This window comes from Blastococcus saxobsidens (genome assembly GCF_002938435.1).
Lineage (GTDB): Bacteria > Actinomycetota > Actinomycetes > Mycobacteriales > Geodermatophilaceae > Blastococcus > Blastococcus saxobsidens.
On sequence record NZ_POQT01000011.1, the window covers coordinates 17,804 to 32,401 of the forward strand.

General features: G+C 74.4%; 17 protein-coding genes. 9 read left to right on the forward strand and 8 right to left on the reverse strand.

The features are described 5' to 3' along the window. Nucleotides 1–28 precede the first annotated feature (28 nt). From C5507_RS08935 to C5507_RS08950, 4 genes are read left to right on the forward strand one after another with little or no spacing between them, the layout of a single operon-like run. On the forward strand, nucleotides 29–682 hold the full coding sequence (locus tag C5507_RS08935) for a glycosyltransferase family 2 protein (protein ID WP_104528179.1): 654 nt from the start codon (nucleotides 29–31) through the stop codon (nucleotides 680–682). Further along, nucleotides 679–1,350: a TIGR04282 family arsenosugar biosynthesis glycosyltransferase gene (locus C5507_RS08940; protein WP_104528180.1), complete on the forward strand. Its 672-nt coding sequence runs from the start codon at nucleotides 679–681 to the stop codon at nucleotides 1,348–1,350. The genes C5507_RS08935 and C5507_RS08940 overlap by 4 nt, the downstream gene beginning before the upstream one ends. Next, on the forward strand, nucleotides 1,347–2,585 hold the full coding sequence (locus tag C5507_RS08945) for a molybdopterin-dependent oxidoreductase (protein ID WP_104528253.1): 1,239 nt from the start codon (nucleotides 1,347–1,349) through the stop codon (nucleotides 2,583–2,585). Before C5507_RS08940 ends, C5507_RS08945 begins: the two co-directional genes overlap by 4 nt. Beyond that, a complete protein-coding gene (locus tag C5507_RS08950; protein WP_104528181.1) occupies nucleotides 2,582–3,142 on the forward strand; it encodes a hypothetical protein in 561 nt (186 codons plus the stop codon). Before C5507_RS08945 ends, C5507_RS08950 begins: the two co-directional genes overlap by 4 nt. On the opposite strand, the gene C5507_RS08955 is transcribed toward C5507_RS08950, so the two are convergent. Beyond that, on the reverse strand, nucleotides 3,094–3,369 hold the full coding sequence (locus C5507_RS08955; protein ID WP_104528182.1) for a hypothetical protein: 276 nt from the start codon (nucleotides 3,367–3,369) through the stop codon (nucleotides 3,094–3,096). The two genes, C5507_RS08950 and C5507_RS08955, sit on opposite strands and share 49 nt — an antisense overlap. A gap of 92 nt (nucleotides 3,370–3,461) precedes the next feature. Between C5507_RS08955 and C5507_RS08960 the strand changes: the two genes are divergently transcribed. Beyond that, entirely contained in the window at nucleotides 3,462–4,964 is a 1,503-nt protein-coding gene (locus C5507_RS08960; protein ID WP_242610892.1) for a glycosyltransferase family 39 protein, read from the forward strand. 1 nt (nucleotide 4,965) lies between these two features. On the opposite strand, the gene C5507_RS08965 is transcribed toward C5507_RS08960, so the two are convergent. The 5 genes from C5507_RS08965 to dapE form a co-directional block, all read right to left on the reverse strand. Further along, nucleotides 4,966–5,868 carry a DMT family transporter gene (locus tag C5507_RS08965; protein WP_104528183.1) on the reverse strand — a complete coding sequence of 301 codons (903 nt, stop codon included), beginning with the start codon at nucleotides 5,866–5,868 and terminating at the stop codon, nucleotides 4,966–4,968. A 188-nt stretch (nucleotides 5,869–6,056) separates the two neighbouring features. Next, nucleotides 6,057–6,515 (reverse strand): SRPBCC family protein, encoded by a 459-nt coding sequence (locus C5507_RS08970; protein ID WP_104528184.1) that lies wholly within the window; start codon nucleotides 6,513–6,515, stop codon nucleotides 6,057–6,059. Continuing rightward, nucleotides 6,508–6,876, reverse strand: coding sequence for a DivIVA domain-containing protein (locus C5507_RS08975; RefSeq protein WP_242610891.1), 369 nt, complete (start codon nucleotides 6,874–6,876; stop codon nucleotides 6,508–6,510). Before C5507_RS08975 ends, C5507_RS08970 begins: the two co-directional genes overlap by 8 nt. A gap of 1 nt (nucleotide 6,877) precedes the next feature. Next, a complete protein-coding gene (locus C5507_RS08980; protein WP_104528185.1) occupies nucleotides 6,878–7,708 on the reverse strand; it encodes an LOG family protein in 831 nt (276 codons plus the stop codon). Next, on the reverse strand, nucleotides 7,705–8,817 hold the full coding sequence (dapE, locus tag C5507_RS08985) for a succinyl-diaminopimelate desuccinylase (protein WP_104528186.1): 1,113 nt from the start codon (nucleotides 8,815–8,817) through the stop codon (nucleotides 7,705–7,707). Before dapE ends, C5507_RS08980 begins: the two co-directional genes overlap by 4 nt. Nucleotides 8,818–8,927: 110 nt before the next feature. Between dapE and dapD the strand changes: the two genes are divergently transcribed. From dapD to C5507_RS09005, 4 genes are all read left to right on the forward strand, one after another. Then, nucleotides 8,928–9,917, forward strand: a complete 990-nt coding sequence (gene dapD / locus C5507_RS08990) for a 2,3,4,5-tetrahydropyridine-2,6-dicarboxylate N-succinyltransferase (protein ID WP_104528187.1) — start codon at nucleotides 8,928–8,930, stop codon at nucleotides 9,915–9,917. Between the two features lie 79 nt (nucleotides 9,918–9,996). After that, nucleotides 9,997–10,692, forward strand: coding sequence for a hypothetical protein (locus C5507_RS23305; RefSeq protein ID WP_130504111.1), 696 nt, complete (start codon nucleotides 9,997–9,999; stop codon nucleotides 10,690–10,692). A 75-nt stretch (nucleotides 10,693–10,767) separates the two neighbouring features. Further along, entirely contained in the window at nucleotides 10,768–12,366 is a 1,599-nt protein-coding gene (locus C5507_RS09000) for a zinc-ribbon domain-containing protein (protein ID WP_104528189.1), read from the forward strand. A gap of 167 nt (nucleotides 12,367–12,533) precedes the next feature. Continuing rightward, a complete protein-coding gene (locus tag C5507_RS09005; protein WP_104528190.1) occupies nucleotides 12,534–13,040 on the forward strand; it encodes a nucleotidyl cyclase domain-containing protein in 507 nt (168 codons plus the stop codon). Nucleotides 13,041–13,097: 57 nt separating this feature from the next. On the opposite strand, the gene dapC is transcribed toward C5507_RS09005, so the two are convergent. Then, nucleotides 13,098–14,216, reverse strand: coding sequence for a succinyldiaminopimelate transaminase (dapC, locus tag C5507_RS09010; RefSeq protein WP_207225922.1), 1,119 nt, complete (start codon nucleotides 14,214–14,216; stop codon nucleotides 13,098–13,100). Beyond that, nucleotides 14,213–14,539 (reverse strand): ferredoxin, encoded by a 327-nt coding sequence (fdxA, locus tag C5507_RS22815; RefSeq protein WP_091448234.1) that lies wholly within the window; start codon nucleotides 14,537–14,539, stop codon nucleotides 14,213–14,215. The genes dapC and fdxA overlap by 4 nt, the downstream gene beginning before the upstream one ends. Nucleotides 14,540–14,598 lie beyond the last annotated feature (59 nt).

The following is a 14,598-nucleotide window of genomic DNA, read 5'->3' on the forward strand; positions in this document are numbered from 1 at the left end:
ACCGGTACATCCGTGATTTCGTGCTGGCGTGCCCGACGTCGTCCTCCCCTGCCTCGACGAGGCCGGTGCACTGCCGTGGGTGCTCGGCCGGCTGCCGGCCGGCTACCGCGCCATCGTGGCCGACAACGGCTCGACCGACGGCTCGCCGGAGATCGCTGCTGCCCACGGCGCGACGGTGCTGCGCGTCCCCCAGCGGGGCTTCGGTGCGGCCGCGCACGCCGGGCTGGAGGCGGCCACCGACGACGTCGTGTGCTTCTGCGACGCCGACGGCTCCATGGACCCGGCCGACCTGCCGCTGGTCGCCGACCCCGTGCTGGCCGGCAGCGCCGACCTCGTGCTCGGCCGCCGCCGGCCCACCCGACGGGGCGCCTGGCCGGCGCACGCGCGGGTGGCCAACGTCGCGCTCGGCATCATGCTGCGCCGCCGGACCGGCCTGGCGCTGCACGACCTGGGTCCCATGCGCGCCGCCCGCCGCACGGACCTGCTCGGGCTCGGGCTCACCGACCGCCGGTTCGGCTACCCGCTGGAGATGGTCACGAGGGCCGCCGACGCGGGCTGGCGGGTGCACGAGCTGGACGTGCCGTACGCGCCGCGGGCCGAGGGCACCCGCTCCAAGGTCACCGGCACCGTGCTGGGCACGGTGCGCACGATCCGCGACATGCGCCAGGTGCTCTCGTCGTGACACCCACCCAGCTGCTGGTCATCACCAAGGCCCCCGTGCCGGGCCGGAGCAAGACCCGGCTCAGCCCCCCGTGCACGCCCGAGCAGGCGGCGGCCATCGCCGCGGCCGCGGTCGGCGACACGCTGGACGCCGTCCGCGCGGCACCCGTCGCCCGGCGGGTGGTGGCGCTGGACGGCGCCCCGGGCGAGCTGGACCTGACCGGCTGCGTCGTCGTCCCGCAGGCCGACGGCGACCTCGGCGTGCGGCTCGCGGCCGCGTTCGCCGACGCCATGCGCGGGCCGGACGGCGCGCTGCCCACCCTGCTCATCGGGATGGACACCCCGCAGGTGAGCCCGGAGCTGCTCGCCGACTGCCTCGACCGGCTGGTGCGGGCCGGCCCCGGCACGGCGGTGCTCGGCGTCGCCCCCGACGGCGGCTGGTGGGCGCTGGGCCTGCACGCACCGGAGCCGGCGCAGGTGCTGCCGGGCGTCCCCATGTCGCGGGAGGACACCGCCGTCCGCACCCGCGCGGCGCTGGAGGAGGCGGGGCTCACCGTGCTCGACCTGCCGGTGCTCACCGACATCGACCACTTCCCCGACGCGCTGGCGGTCGCGGAGCGGTGCGCTCCCGGCACGCGGACGCACCGGGTGGTGACCGGGCTCGCCGCCACCCTCGGGACGGCGTCGTGACCGGCCGGCTGGACCGCCTGCTGGGTGCCCGCCTGCCCGACCCGCCCGAGCGGCTGCGCCGCGGGCCGTTCCGCGCCGGCGCCTTCCCCAGCCCCCTGCACTCCGAGCGCCGCGCCGCGCGGGTCGGGGTGTGGCTGGGGGCGGCCTTCCTGGTGTGCTTCCTGACCGGGCTGGTCAGCGACCTGATCCAGTCGGGGCCGGAGTGGTTCTCCTGGCCGTCGTCCCCGGTGTGGCTCTACGAGCTCACCCAGGGGTTGCACGTGGCCACCGGGCTGGCCGCGATCCCGCTGCTGCTGGTCAAGCTCTGGACGGTCTACCCGCTGCTGTTCGAGTGGCCGCCGGCCGGCTCGCTCGCCCGGCTCGCCAGCCGGCTGTCGATCCTGGTGCTCGTCGGCACGGCCGCCATGCAGCTGGTCACGGGCCTGTTCAACATCGCGCAGTGGTACCCGTTCGGCTTCTTCTTCCCGACCGCCCACTACTGGACCGGGTGGATCGCCATCGGCGCGGTGGCGGTGCACGTCGGGGCGAAGGCACCGGAGATCCGGCGGGGGCTGGCCCGCCGCGGCTCCCCCGCCGCCACGGCCGGGCTGGTGCCCGAGCAGGCCGAGGAGCTGCGCGCGGCGGAAGCGGCCGCGGAGGAGGGCGCCATCGACCGCCGCACCTTCGTCCTCGCCTCCGGGCTGGGCGTCGCCGCGGTCACGATCACCACGCTGGGCCAGACGGTCACCCCCCTCGCCCCGGTGTCCGTCCTGGCGCCGCGGCTGCCGCACGCCGGCCCGCAGGACCTGCCGGTCAACCAGACGGCGGCCGCGGCGCAGGTGGAGGAAGCCGCGACCGACCCGGGCTACCGCCTCATCGTCGACGGACCCCGCCGGCTGGAGCTGTCGCTCGCCGAGCTGCGCCGCCGTCCGCAGCACACCGAGACCCTGCCGATCACCTGCGTCGAGGGCTGGAGCGCGTCGGGCCGCTGGACCGGGGTGCGCCTGTCCGATCTGCTCGAGGAGGCCGGGCTGCCCCGCGACGCGCGGGTCGTGGTCGAGTCGTTGCAGACCGGCGGGCTGTACCGGACGAGCGTGGTGGCCCCACCGCACGTCACCGATCCGCGCACCCTGCTGGCGCTGCAGCTCGGGGGCGAGCCGCTCGCCCTGGACCACGGCTACCCGGTGCGGTTGATCGCGCCAAACCGGCCGGGGGTCATGCAGACGAAGTGGCTGGCCCTGGTGCGGCCGGCATGAGCACCGGCGTCTCACGGGACGACCGCGCGGCCGGCCGGGTCGACCAGGACCCGTACGCCTCCGATCCGGCCCGCCCGCTGGCGTCGGCCGCCCGGCCGTGGTGGCGGTGGCTCTTCCTGGTCCCGGGTCTGGCCGCCGTCGCCTGGGGGGTCGCCGGTCTGCTCGGCGCCGGCGACCGGGTGCCCCTGCCGGCGTGGGCCGTGTGGTTCCTCGGCAGCGCGCTGCTGCACGACGTGGTGATCGCGCCCCTGGTCGTGCTCGTGGGGGCACTCCTCGCCCGCCTGCTGCCCCGGCCCGCCAGGGCACCCATCGCCGTCGGGCTGGTCGTCTGCGGGGTGCTGACCCTGGTGGCCCTGCCCTTCGCGCTCGACCCGGGTGGCGTGCCGGAGCCGGGGTTCCTGCCCCAGGACTACTCCCGGAACCTGCTGCTGCTCGTCGCCGGGACCCTCGCCGTCGCCGGGACCTGGGCGGCGGTGCGCACACGCCGCCGGTCGCGGGGCCGCGCCGGTCAGCCCAGCGGCGAGGAGACCACCCCGGTCCCGAGGTCCTTGAGGTAGAGGTCGCGGAGCCGGTTGGTGTCGGCCGAGACCAGCGCCTGCGACGTCGTGACGACGACGCGGTCCGCGGTGAGCGCGATCAGCCGGCCGTACTCCGGGGGCATGACCGAGCCGATCGGGCCGCCGGTGGTCCGGCCGTCGGAGTCGCTGGTCACCAGCACCAGCGGGCCGGCGACGCCACCGCCCAGGTCGCGTCGGTAGTGGTCGGTGTGCCCGTTCGTGTCCACGGGCAGCTGCCCCGACGCGGTGGCGAAGAAGGCGTGGCGACCGCCGTGCGCACGGCGCCTGCGGGCCCGGTGGGTCCACTACGGTCGCTCGGGTGACCGCGGTGGCGCAGGCGCAGCACGACCGGACCGCGGCCACCCGCCCGGCCACCTCGGCCCTGCTGGCGCTGGGGGCGGCCCTCGCCGTGGCGCTGCTCGCGCTGGCCGGCCGCTACGGGTACCACCGGGACGAGCTGTACTTCCTGCGCGCCGGGTCCGAGCCCGCGGCCGGCTACGTCGACCAGCCGCCCTTCACCCCGATCGTGGCCGCCGCCATGGACGCGCTGGCGCCCGGGTCGCTGGTGGCCCTGCGACTGCCCTCGGCGCTGGCCGCGGGGGCCGTGGTGGTGCTCACCGGCCTGCTCGCGCGGGAGTTCGGGGGCGGACGCACCGCGCAGCTGTTCGCCGCCGCCTGCATGGCGGTGTCCTCGGTGCTGCTCGCCGTCGGCCACCTGCTGTCGACGACGACGTTCGACCTGCTGTTCTGGACGCTGCTCTCCTGGCTCCTGGTGCGGGCGGTCCGCGACGGAGGCCGCACCTGGCTGCTGGTCGGCGGGGTGGCCGGGCTGGCCCTGCAGAACAAGCTGCACCCGGCGTTCCTGCTGGGCGCGGTGGTGCTGGGCCTGCTGGCCGTCGGCCCACGGCGGGTCCTCGGCTCCCCCTGGCCGTGGGCGGGGGGCCTGGTGGCCCTGCTGGTCTGGGCGCCGAACCTGGTCTGGCAGGCGAGGAACGACTGGCCCCAGCTGGCGCTGGCCGACGCGATCGCTGCCGGGAGCTCGGGGACCAGCGAGCCCTGGTACCTGTTCGTGCCCTTCCAGCTGGTGCTGGTCGGCCCGCTGCTGTTCCCTGTGTGGATGGCGGGGTGGTGGCGGCTGGCGCGGGACCGGCAGCTGCGGACCTGGGGGTGCTTCGCCGTCGCCTACGCCGTGCTGGCGCTGCTGTTCCTGGTCACGGGGGGCAAGCCGTACTACCTGGCCGGCCTGTACCCGCTGCTGCTGGCCGCGGGCGCCGACCCGGCGCTGCGCTGGGCCCGGCGGTTCGGCGCCCGGGCGCGGACGGTGCTGCTGTCCGCGCTGGCGCTCAGCCTCGTCGTCTCCGCCGTCCTGATGCTGCCCGTCCTGCCGGTCCGCTGGCTGGCGTCCACACCGGTGCCGGCGGTCAACTACGACGCGGGCGAGACGGTGGGGTGGCCGCGGTTCGCCGCCGCCGTCGAGCAGGCGCACGGCCGGCTGCCCGACGGCGACCGCGCCGTCGTCCTCACCGGCAACTACGGCCAGGCCGGCGCCGTCGACCGGTACGCACCCGAGCTGGGGCCGGCGTACAGCGGCCACAACTCCTACTGGACGTGGGGGCCGCCGCCGGAGGAGGCCACGGCCGCCGTGGTGGTGGGGCTGCCGCGCGAGCAGCTGGAGCGCTGGTTCGGCTCCGTGCGGGCCGCCGGCCGCATCGACAACGGCGTCGGGCTGGACAACGAGGAGCAGGGCACGACCGTCTGGCTGGCCACCGAGCGGCAGGTGCCCTGGTCGCAGATCTGGTCCGAGCTGCGCCGGCTGGCCTGACTCAGCGCGCGGCGGCGTCCACGGCTTCGACGCTGGGCTCCACCCGTGGTGCGCTGCGCCGGGTGGCCAGCACGCAGCCGACCAGCACCAGGGGGAGGCCCAGCGCGATGCCGAGGGTGAACGGCTCGTCGAGGAGCCAGACCCCGAGCAGCACCGCGACCACCGGGTTCACGAACGTGATGACCAGCGCCCGCTGCGGTCCCACCTCGCGGATCAGCACGAAGAACAGGGCCAGGGCGACCGCCGTGCAGAGCACGCCGAGGGTCACCAGCGAGGCCACGGCGTCGAGAGACGCGTCGGCCACCTCGCCCAGCCGCGGCACGGCGAACGGCGCGTAGACGACCGCGGTGACGAACAGCGCCACCGAGCTGGCGGCCACCCCGGGGACCTCGGGCAGCGCCCGGGAGACGATCAGCGGCGCGGTCGCGTAGCCGACCACGACCAGCGCGACGGCGAGGATCGGCAGCAGCTGCGCGCCCTCGAGGTCCAGCCCGAGCAGCACCGCGATCCCGACGACGCCGACGCCCATGCCCCACAGGCGGACCGCGGTCAGCCGCTCCTCCTCACCGGCCAGCCGGGCGGCCAGCGCGGCGGCGAACGGCACCCCGGCCACCAGCAGACCGGTCAGCGAGCTGGACAGCGTCTGCTCGGCCCACGACAGCAGCAGCCAGGGCCCGGTCATCTCCAGGACCGTGAAGGCGAGCAGCGGCTTCCAGTGCCGCAGCGCGGGGCGCAGCTGCCCGCGGGCGATCGTCCACGGCAGCAGCAGCGCCGCGCCGACCACGCAGCGGGCGAAGACGACGACGACCGGCGACACCTCGCCGACCGCCACCTTGATCAGCAGGTACGGCACGCCCCAGATCACCGACATGGCCAGGAACAGCACCCAGCCCCGGCGGCTCACGCCGCCCCCTCGCCCGTCCCGGTCCCGTCGCGCACCCGGTCATGATCGCCCATGCCCCGACGGCTCCCGACGTCACCACTCCAGGCGGAGGCCGACCTCCAGGACGATCGCGAAGAGCACCGAGGCGGCCGGCCGCGGCCGCGGCCAAGGAGCCGTCCGGGCCGCCGCCTCCCGGGCCCCCGCGGGCGTCAGGCGGCGAACGTGCCGGCGAATGCGGCGAACCGCCGGAGCGACCAGCGGATGCCGAGCAGCGCGAACGGCTTCACCAGCACCCAGCCGACCACGCCGAGCGGCCCGTAGGGCAGGTACAGCCGCTCGGTCCAGACGAAGGTCGAGTGAGCACCCCGCGGCTCGATCCGGAAGATCCCCGGGCCCCGCACCAGCCGGCCGGTGTGCTGCACCTCCACCAGGCGCGGCGGGTCCCACTTCGTGATGACCATGGTGTCGAGCAGGCCCACGTGCCGCCCACCTGGCAGCGGCAGCCCGGTGCGGGCGGCCAGCCTGCCACCCACGCCCTGGGCCGGCCCGGCGACCGTCCGGACGTCGGTGGCGACCATCCACTCCCCCTGCCGGGTCCAGGCGGTCAGCGCCGCCCACACCTGCTCGGGCGGTGCGTCGACGTCGATCCGCTCCACGAGCTCAGGCATCGCGGTCCACCCCTCTCTCGGGCAGGGCGGCCCCCGGTTCGGGAGGCGTCTCCTGCGTCGACCGCGCGCCGATCTCGGCCCGCAGCCCGGCGATCACGGCGTCGCGCTCGTCCAGCGTCCGCGCGAGCTGGTCGAGTAGCCAGTCCACCTCCGCCATCCGGTATCCGCGGGCCGTGACGGTCATCCGCAGGGCCCGCACGTCGGCGGCGGTCACCGCCCGGTCCACGGGGAGCTCCACCGGCGAGCGGTCGGGATCGGCCGGCGGCCGGGTCTCCCCCCGGCCCAGGACGAGCGACGCCACCAGGAAGAGCGCCCCGCCGACCAGCAGGACCACGACCACGAACAGGACGAACGACAGCACGTCAGGCGTCGGACGGGCCGGTGTCCGCCGGCGGCCGCGGCGCCGCCCGGTCGTCGCCCGTGGAGCGCGCCGCGTCCGCCGCCTGGATGACCGACACCGCCTCGGCGACGTCGTCGGTCACCGTGATGAGGTCGAGGTCCCCGGGGCTGATCATGCCGTCGGCGATCATGGCGTCGCGGATCCAGTCGACCAGACCCGACCAGTACGCGGTGCCGACCAGGATCACCGGGAACCGGGTGACCTTCCGCGTCTGGACCAGGGTGAGGGCCTCGAAGAGCTCGTCGAGGGTGCCGAACCCGCCGGGCAGGATGACGAAGGCCTGGGCGTACTTAACGAACATGGTCTTGCGCACGAAGAAGTAGCGGAACGAGATGCCGACGTCGACCCACTCGTTGAGCTCCTGCTCGAACGGCAGCTCGATGCCCAGGCCGACCGACATGCCGCCGGCCTCGGAGGCCCCGCGGTTGGCGGCCTCCATCGCACCCGGCCCGCCCCCGGTGATGACGGCGTAGCCGGCCTCCACCAGCGCGGCACCCAGTTCGACGCCGATGGCGTAGTGGGGGTGGTCGCGAGGCGTGCGGGCGCTGCCGAACACGCTCACCGCCCGGGGCAGCTCGGCGAGCAGACCGAACCCCTCGACGAACTCCGACGTGATCCGCATGACCCGCCAGGGGTCGGTGTGGACGAAGTCGGCACCGCCGTCGCGGTCCAGCAGCCGCTGGTCGGTGGTCGTGCCCTGGTTCTTCGGGTCCGGCTCGCCACCGCGCAGCATCACCGGGCCCTTGTGCCGGGCGGTCCTGCCGCGGCGGCCGTCGGACGGGGGGATGCTCATGAGCTGCTCCCGGACAGGTAGGCGGTCAGGGCGTCGACGGCGGGCTGGAGCCGGTCCACCAGGACGTGCTCCTCCCGCGTGTGGGCCAGCTGCGGGTCGCCCGGGCCGTAGTTGACGGCCGGGATGCCGAAGGCGGCGAACCGGGCGACGTCGGTCCAGCCGAGCTTGGCCCGGGCCGGGCGCCCGACGGCGGCGATGAAGGCGGCCGCGGCGGGCTCGGACAGACCCGGCAGCGCTCCCCCGGAGTTGTCGACGACGGTGAGCGTGGCCCCGTCGGCAATCGCTTGCGCGAAGACCTCGCGCACGTGGGCCTCGGCGGCGTCCTCGTCGCGGTCGGGCGCGTAGCGGAAGTTGACGGTGAGGGACGCCTCGTCGGGGATGACGTTGCCCGCCACCCCGCCGGAGATGCCGACCGCGTTGAGCCCCTCGCGGTAGGTGCAGCCGTCGATCTCCACCTCGCGCGGCCGGTAGGCGGCCAGCGCGGCGAGGGCCCCGGTCAGCCCGTGGACGGCGTTCTGCCCCAACCAGCTGCGCGCGCTGTGCGCCCGGCGGCCCTTGGTCCGCAGCACCGCCCGCAGCGTGCCCTGGCAGCCGGCCTCGATCTCGCCGTCGGTCGGCTCGAGCAGGATCGCGAGGTCGCCGTAGAGCCAGCCCCGGCGCTCCCGCGCCACCCGGCCGAGGCCGTTCTTCACCGCCTCGACCTCCTCGTTGTCGTAGAAGACGAACGTCAGGTCGTGCGCGGGCTCCGCGCCCGGGACCCCGAAGACGGCGGCCAGCCGGAGCATGACCGCGTCGCCGGCCTTCATGTCGCTGGTGCCGCAGCCGTAGAGCCGCCCGGTGGCCTCGTCCAGCACGCTCGGCACGTTGTCCGCGATCGGCACCGTGTCCAGGTGCCCCGCGAGGACCACCCGCGTCGGCCGGTCGAGGTCGGTGCGGGCGAGGACGGCGTCGCCCACCCGCTCGACCTCCAGACCGCCCAGGGCCCGCAGAGCGGACTCGACGGCGTCGGCGAGAGCTGTCTCGCTCCCCGACACCGACGGCGCGTCCACCAGGGCGCGGGTCAGCGCGAGGACGTCGGAGGAGAGATCGAGTTCTGGCACGGCACTCACGCGGGCGAGCCTAGAAGGACCCCGCTACCCCCCGCCCCTCGCATGCTCGCGGCGGGCCCCTGCAGCGGGGCCGTTCCAGCACGTCACCACGGCTGGGTAGCGTCGTCGCCGTGACTGACGCAGCGTCCGCCCCCGTCTCCGCCACCTCCGCCGTCGCCGCCGGGCTGGCGACCGTCACCCCGTCCGGCACCGTCCTGGACACCTGGTACCCCGAGCCCCGGCTCGGCGCGCCCGGCGGGGCCGCCACGGGGACGACCCGGCTGGGCGCGCTGGAGCTCTCCGGCGAGCTGGGCCCCGACTACGGCGGCCTCGTGCGCACCGACGAGGCCCGCGGCGTGGAGATCATCGCCGTCCGCACCGTGATCGCCGACCTCGCCCAGCCGCCGGTCGACACCTACGACGTCTGGCTGCGGCTGCACCTGCTCTCGCACCGGCTGATCCAGCCGCACGGGGCGGACATGACCGGCGCCTTCGGCCTGCTCACCAACGTCGCCTGGACCAGCGCCGGCCCGGTCGAGGCGGCCGGGTTCAACGCGCACCGGCTGCGCGCCGCCGTCGGCCACGTGACCGTGTTCGGCGTCGACAAGTTCCCGCGGATGGTCGACTACGTCATCCCGACCGGTGTGCGGATCGCCGACGCCGACCGGGTGCGCCTGGGCGCCCACCTGGCCGAGGGCACCACGGTCATGCACGAGGGCTTCGTCAACTTCAACGCCGGCACGCTGGGCCCCTCCATGATCGAGGGCCGGATCAGCGCGGGTGTCGTCGTCGGCGCCGACAGCGACATCGGCGGCGGCGCCTCGATCATGGGCACGCTCTCCGGTGGCGGCAAGGAGGTCATCTCGATCGGCACCGGGTGCCTGCTCGGGGCCAACGCCGGCATCGGCATCTCGCTCGGCGACGACTGCATCGTCGAGGCCGGCTGCTACGTCACCGGGGGCTCGCGGGTCACGCTGCCCGACGGCTCGGTGGTCAAGGCCCGGGAGCTCTCCGGCCGCGACGGCCTGCTCTTCCGCCGCAACAGCGTCAGCGGTGCGCTCGAGGTCGTCGTCCGGAAGGGCACCTGGGGCGCGCTGAACGCGGAGCTGCACGCCAACTGACGCCCCGGCCGCCCGAGCGACGGACATCTCTTCCGCAGGCACAGGAACCACCCAGGAACCGCACCTACAGTCGCAGGCGATGACCAGCCTCCGCACCGCGTCGCACCCTGCCGCGGCACGCACGGGGGCACGAGCGGGTGCGCGCTCGGACGGCCGCGGCCGGGGGGCGGGGCGCCGGGCACCGGCCCGCCGGCCGGCGAAGAGGAAGCGCCGCGCGCCGCGCCGCAGCGGTGCCGCCGGGATCATGCGCTGGTGGCCGGCCCTGCTGATCGCGGCAGCGCTCGTCGCCGGAGCCGCCTGGGGCACCGAGCGGGCACCCAGGCCCGGCACGTGCACCCTGCCCGGCTCGTCGGTGACCCTCTCCGCCGACCAGATGGCCAATGCGGCCACCATCGCGGAGGTGGGCTGGGACCGGGGCCTCCCGGACCGGGCAGTCGTCATCGCGCTGGCGACGGCGATGCAGGAGTCGACCCTGCGCAACCTCGACTACGGCGACCGGGACTCGCTCGGGCTCTTCCAGCAGCGACCCTCGCAGGGCTGGGGCACACCCGAGCAGGTGCAGGATCCCGTCTACGCGGCCGGCCAGTTCTACGACCGCCTGGTCCAGATCCCTGAGTGGGAGTCCGGTCGATTGACGAATATCGCCCAGGCCGTCCAGATCTCGGGCCATCCAGAATTGTACCAAAAGTGGCAGGAATTTGCACAAGAATTGACCACCATGCTGCAGTCCGGTGCTATGATGGACGACAACTGCTCGCGCCCCACGCCCATGTGAGACACCATGTGGTGACCAAGCAGCGCGCCTGGAACACGACGGCGAATTGTCACCACCCTTCGAGATCATGCGTGCATGGCCGCGCCACCCGAGCACTCGACCGCCATCAGCCAGTTCTTGGGCGCAGCCCCTTTGGATCCCAAGTCGCCCCTGACCGCGGAAGTGCTCACGCAACTGTTCCTGCTGGGGTTGACGGCCGCAGAGATCGGCGCTCTGTTTCGTCGGGACCCTGGCCAGATCAGGCGCATCGCGAGGAAGTGGGGACTCGACGGACGAAGTCTCCGAGCCGGCGCGGTCAGCATGGCCGTGCTGACGCCCACCCTGGCGGCCGAATTCCTGGAAGAAGTGGGGGGCTCGCGCAGGCGCGGACCCGAGCACCTGACCCTCGGCGCACCCGCCCGGTGCCGCTGGCGGTGCGCCTCCTGCGCATTCGAGTGGGAAGCCACGGTCAGCAATCGCGCCTTGCGCGGCTCGGGTTGCCCCTCGTGCGCGCGCCGACGCAATCGAGAGACCGCGTTGACCACTCGGGCGAAGACGCCGGCCCTTGCACTCGTCCGACCTGAGCTGGCCGCAGAGTTCGTGGAGAACGAAACAGTCCCCCAGAGGGATGCTTCATCTACGCCGGCGGGCAGCCACGACCGCATTCGTTGGCGATGCCGAGCGGGGCACGAGTGGGTCGCCAGCGCCAAGCAGCGCGTCTCACATAGGACCAATTGCCCCGGATGTCGCCCTGGCTTCAGGAGCAGCCGGCTGGAGTACGACGTCGCTGAGCTGATCACCGTGGCCACCGGGCTGGGCGTCCAGGTCTCGCACGAGGAACCTCGGCAGGACAGGGCGGATGTGGAGCGCATCGACCTCTGGATCCAAGAGTTGGACATGCTCATCGATCTCGACCCGGAACGGTGGCACCGCGGCGAGGCGGCCAGAAGGCGCGACGCGCGGAAGCTCCGCCGCCTGGCATCCCGCAACTACGTACGCGCGCGATCGCTTCAACTCGGAGCGCTGGATGTCCCGCTGCCGCCGGGGAGTCGAGCCCGTCAGGTAATTCTTTCCGGTAGTGCTGACGGGGACCCGGAGCTGTGGCTCGCGGCCCTGGTTCCGATTCTGCGAGAGGGCTCCGCCCAGACCTCCACCCCCCTGACCCTGCCGAGAGCCGCCAAGGCCCAGGCATTGGGACGAGCCGCTCGGCGGTGGGCCGACCGCCATCACGAACCTCGGGCTCGCAGCCTTGCCAGTGAGCATCCGCATCTCGCGACCGAGTTCGTGGCTGTGGTCGATCGTCCGGGACTCACCGCCGCAGATATTGCACCGGCCGGTGACGACCTCGTTCTCTGGCGCTGCACGGCCTGCCTCCACGAATGGCAGACCAAGACGAAAAACCGGACGCGCCTCGGGACCGGCTGTCCGCCCTGTCGCTATCAGCAAGGGGGGCGGCTCGCAGCACGAGCCGCACCCGGGAACAGCTTCGCCGACCGCAACCCGCAACTGGTCGACCAGTTCATCGCCAACAGGACACACCCAGGCGTCGGCCCGCGGGAATTCAAGCCGAACAGCACGGACAGCTGCGAATGGCGATGCCCGCGTTGTGATGCCACTTGGGTGACGAGCCCACAGTCCCGCAACCGTCGACCGGACGGAGGGTGCGGCTGCGGTCGACGCCGAAGCGGCAACTGACGCCAGCTGAGCCGTCGCCGGCGAACGCCCGGGCGTCGGCGGTGGACGGTCCGCGGAGCTCCTGATCGGTGGCGTCCCCCACAGTTGCGTCCGGACCCGTCCCCCTCCGGAGGGACATCCCGGTCCGGGCTCTCAACGAACCGGGCCGTGGCACCGACTGCTCAGCCATGACGATCGCGCCGAACGACCATTCCCCGGCGGCCCGCGCCGCCGCTTCCGCGGTCGCCGACATGCCGGTGCTGCTCCCCACCCGCGAGGGCCTGCTCGAGCGGCTCGCCGCCGACCTCCCCGCTTCCGGTGAGCAGCCGACCACGCTCCTGGTCATCGGGCTCCTCCGCCGCGACGACGGCTGGCCGACCCCGACGAGCACCCTGGCCCAGGTCACCCAGCTGTTCGCCCGCTCCGTCCGTGGCGACGACTGGCTCGGCGCCTGCGGGGCGGCCGAGTTCGCCATCGTCGTCGCCGGTGCCACCACCGCCGCGGAGGTCGCCGGGGCGCGCCTGATCACCGCGATCACCGCGCTCGGCGTCCCGGGGCTCTCCGCCGCGGCCGGCTACACCACGCTGCGGCCCGGGCTCCCGGCGAGCGAGGTCTTCCGCCGCGCGACGCTGAGCCTGACGGCGGCCCGCCGCGTGGGTGCCGGCACGGTCATCCGGTACCGCGAGCCTGTCTGAAGAAGGACCCCCTGCCACCCACGGCTCGCACGCTCGCCGTGGGCCCCTGCAGGGGGCCTAACGCAGGCGCTCCACTGCGGCATCGATCCGCTCGTCCGAGGCGGTCAGCGCCAGCCGGACGTGCCGGGCTCCGGCGGCTCCGTAGAAGCTCCCGGGAGCGGCGACGATGCCGAGCCCGGCGAGCCGGTCGATGGTGGTCCAGCAGTCCTCGTCCCGGGTGGCCCACAGGTACAGGCCCGCCTCCGAGTGGTCGATGCGCATGCCCGCGCCCCGCACCGCGGCGGCCAGCCGCTCGCGGCGGGCGCGATAGCGCTCGCGCTGGGCGTCGACGTGCGCGTCGTCGTCCAGGGCCGCGACCATCGCCGCCTGCACCGGCGCCGGGACGAGCAGCCCCAGGTGGCGGCGGACCTCCCACACCCGGCGCACCAGCACGGGGTCACCGGACAGCAGACCGCCGCGGTACCCGGCGGCGGTCGACTGCTTGGACAGCGAGTGCACCGCGAGCAGACCGGTGTGGTCCTCCCCCGCGATCGCCGGGTGCAGGATCGAGCGCGGAGACACGTCCCAGCCGAGGGTGATGTAGCACTCGTCGGCGACCACCGGCACGCCGTGCGCCCGGCCCCACTCGACCCAGGCCCTCAGCTGCTCGTCGGTGAGGACCCGGCCGTGCGGGTTCCCCGGCGAGTTCAGCCAGACCAGCGACACCGCGCCGGCATCGGCAGGCGGGGCGTCGCACCGGCGCACCGAGAGCCCGGCCAGCACCGCGCCGACCTCGTAGGTGGGATAGGCGATCTCGGGCAGCAGCACCGTGGTCGCGCTGCCCTGCAGGCCCAGCAGGGTCGGTAGCAGGGCGACGAGCTCCTTGGACCCCACCGTGGGGATCACCGACGGTTCCGCGCCGGCCGGATCGGCGATCTCGACGCCGAGCCGGCGCCGCAGCCAGCCGGCGGCGGACGCGCGCAACGCCGTCGTCCCCAGGGCCGTCGGGTACCCGGGCGCATCAGCGGCAGCGGCGAGCGCCTCCCGGAGGACCGGTGGCGTGCTGTCGACCGGGGTGCCGATCGAGAGGTCGACGACCCCGCCGGCGTGCTGGGCGGCACGCGCCCGGGCCCCGGCAAGGGAGTCCCACGGGAAGTCCGGCAGCGCGCGGGGCGCGCCGGGCGCCGGAGTGGTCAGTGGCCTTCGCCCTGCGGCGGCAGCGCGGCCACCAGCGGATGGTCCTTGCCGACCTTGCCGGTCTTCGCCGCACCGCCGGGGCTGCCCAGGTCGGAGAAGAACTCCACGTTGGCGTTGTAGAAGTCCTTCCACTTGTCCGGGACGTCGTCCTCGTAGTAGATGGCCTCGACCGGGCACACCGGCTCGCACGCACCACAGTCCACGCACTCGTCGGGGTGGATGTAGAGCATCCGGTCGCCCTCGTAGATGCAGTCCACCGGACACTCGTCGATGCACGCCTTGTCGAGAACGTCGACGCAGGCCTGGGTGATGACGTAGGTCACGGGGTTCCCTCCCGGGGACGTTCGGGCGGCGCCTTCGGCCGGGACCGGGGCGCCAGATG